Raw genomic sequence first — 2,529 nt, forward strand, 5'->3', positions numbered from 1 at the left:
CGCCGCTCACAAATTGTTAAGCATCAGTAAGACCGCGAGACACTGCTTTCATTCCGCGTCACTCTACCGATCCATGGCTACGTTCGGGAGCCGTGAAGCCCTCTCAGAGTATCAGTATCTGGGTTCCTCTAATAGTTTCTTATTTTTCTTGTGCAATTTCAGGGTGTGCGATCAGTAGGTCCCGCGCTGGTCTTGGGTCAGGAATAGAATTTTGATTGCGCATGTTCGCATTGGGTCATTCTCGACCGACTCTGCGGGTTTCGGCCGCCGTTCGATGTCTGCTCTTCTCCGAAACCGACCAGGTTACTGCGCGGCAACGAAATGACGCGAAGGGGCCAACAGCGGACATAAGCATCTCTCCTAAAGGCTTCTGCGAGGCGCTGTTCATGTGCGTTTTGAGAGGGCGTCAAACATCGTCAGACTGTCCTGTTACGCTACTCGGCAGGCGCGGCCTTGTCCTCGATCTGCAGCGGGCCGTTGATCTTTTCGGATGCATGTATGCCCGGCCATGAACAAAACAGTCGAGTTCTAGGCAGCGCTGTCAAACCTGATGTGCTACCGCCAAGCGTCGCGCCTAATTCAACCGGCCGGGGCGACCTGCGCCAAAACCCAACAATCGAAGTGCGGGAAAGAACCGCCGCCTCAAACCGTTCGAGCTGACCTCTGAGTCGAAGGGCGTGTTTCTCGACGAAGTGCCAGGAGGCGATAGCAACGCCAAAGGCAATCGGCAGGCTGATCAAGACGTTCAGATACCAATGCTGAACCGATGGGCCAACCGCTGCAACACACTGTTGGATAACGAATCCATAGAGATACATTCCGTAGGAGTAGTCGCCGGACGACACGATCCAGCTTCGCCGCGGATTCATGAGGCCCAGATAACACGCGACATAGGTAGCCGGCACGGCAAAGAACACGTCGTGGCGTCCGCCAGCCATGCCGGCAATGCAAAGCACGAGCGCGATCAGGCACGTCGCCCGGTTAAACGGTACCTTGTCGCGCCAGATGTAGAAGCCGACACCTAGAAGGAAGCAGAACACAAGAAGGTGCGGACGAAGGTGAATGAACAGTTCGTTAAAATAGTAGATATCGTAGCAGATGAGCCCGATCTGGGCGAACACGAGAAACCCAAGGTATAGCACCCTGTTGAAGCAAACCGTGGTCGCGGCAAGAAGCGCCAGGATGACGTAGCACCACAGCTCATACGGTACCGTCCAAAGCTGAGCATTCACCACATATGGCGTCGGATTATGAAGAAATACGCCCGGGAGTTCAAAGTGAATGTCGCCAAGAATGTTGAGAAAATAGACATGGAATTTCGAGTCCGCGAAGTACTGGGCCAACGGTATTGCGGTGAAGATCGGGCCGATGATGATGGCCGATAGCGTCGTCTCGACCACGAGCGCGGGGGCAATGCGAAGCACGCGCAGACCAATAAATGAAATCAGGCTCTTGCACCTCAACAAGCTGGCCGTCACCAAAAACCCGCTTAAGGCGAAGAAGAGCGCAAGAATCATTGCGTTCACCATGCGAAAATGGCCGACTATCTCCATCGCCCGACCGAGCCCAAGGGTGACGTTCGCGCTGTGCAGGCAGATAATCGTAGCCGCCAACACAATCCGCATGTAGTCGAAACCAGCGGGCCGATTGCGCGAAAGAGCGAGCTGATCAGCTAGGCTGAACATGGTTGTGTTTCCCAGAGACACCTAAGTCCCCCCGAGAATATCAAGTAGTGAACTAAGGCCGTGTAAACGTTGGAGTTGCAATTTCAGGCGAGCCATCGGCTCGCGGAACCAGGCGACCGGGTGAGGAAAGTGTCATGTCACGACCTTTATTCCGTCGCGGCCGACTTCCGTCCCGGGTCATTCTCGACCGACTCTGCGGGTTCGGCTTGTGTTCGATGTCTGCTCTTCCCCGAAACCGACCAGCTTATTGCGTGGCAACGAAATGGCGCGAAGGGCCAGACTCGGACGTGGCCATTTATTCGAGTACCTCCTCGGCGCGGACGAGCAACGCGGGCGGTACCGTCAGGCCCAGCGCCTTTGCGGTCTTGAGATTGATCTTGAGTTCGGATCCTCGTTGACTGTTGGACCGGCATATCGGATGGCTTCTCGCCCTTGAGAATTCTGCCGGTGTACACACCCGCCAGCCGCATTGGCTCGTTGACGCTGCTTCCATAGCTAATCAGGCCGCCGGCCATTGACTAGATTAGCGCGAAACGCTCGCGGCCCATGGCCACGGCTGACGCTCGCCACACATGGCGGCTGAGGCTCGCGGCCCACCCCCCCCCAAATTTGCCGAAATTTCGGCAAAGTCATCGAATGTCCTGCCGTGTCCGAACCCCCGGCAGGGCCGTCACAAAGCGACGAGATAACTGTGAAGCTGAAAGCAACCATCATCGTCGCAGCGCTGCTAGCTGCAACGGCTGCACATGCCGAGACGATCGATCTGAAATGCTGGGCGCGGGGCCTTACGGGTGGCGAGCGCAACTCGGTCTACATAAACGGGGAACAGGTCACCGTTAATCTG

1 protein-coding gene is annotated in these 2,529 nt (G+C 56.2%); it reads right to left on the reverse strand.

The genetic code is table 11. The annotated features are described in order from the left end of the window. Positions 1–434: 434 nt before the first annotated feature. On the reverse strand, positions 435–1,685 hold the full coding sequence (locus AC630_RS42380) for an acyltransferase family protein (protein WP_083636634.1): 1,251 nt from the start codon (positions 1,683–1,685) through the stop codon (positions 435–437). Between the last annotated feature and the right edge of the window lie 844 nt (positions 1,686–2,529).

Origin of the sequence: Bradyrhizobium sp. AS23.2 (genome assembly GCF_001908185.1) — a bacterium.
Lineage (GTDB): Bacteria > Pseudomonadota > Alphaproteobacteria > Rhizobiales > Xanthobacteraceae > Bradyrhizobium.

What these genes read in the sequence shown, in the direction of transcription:
- AC630_RS42380 (WP_083636634.1), bottom strand. Translation starts at nt 1,685, where the DNA reads ATGTTCAGCCTAGCTGATCAGCTCGCTCTTTCGCGCAATCGGCCCGCT.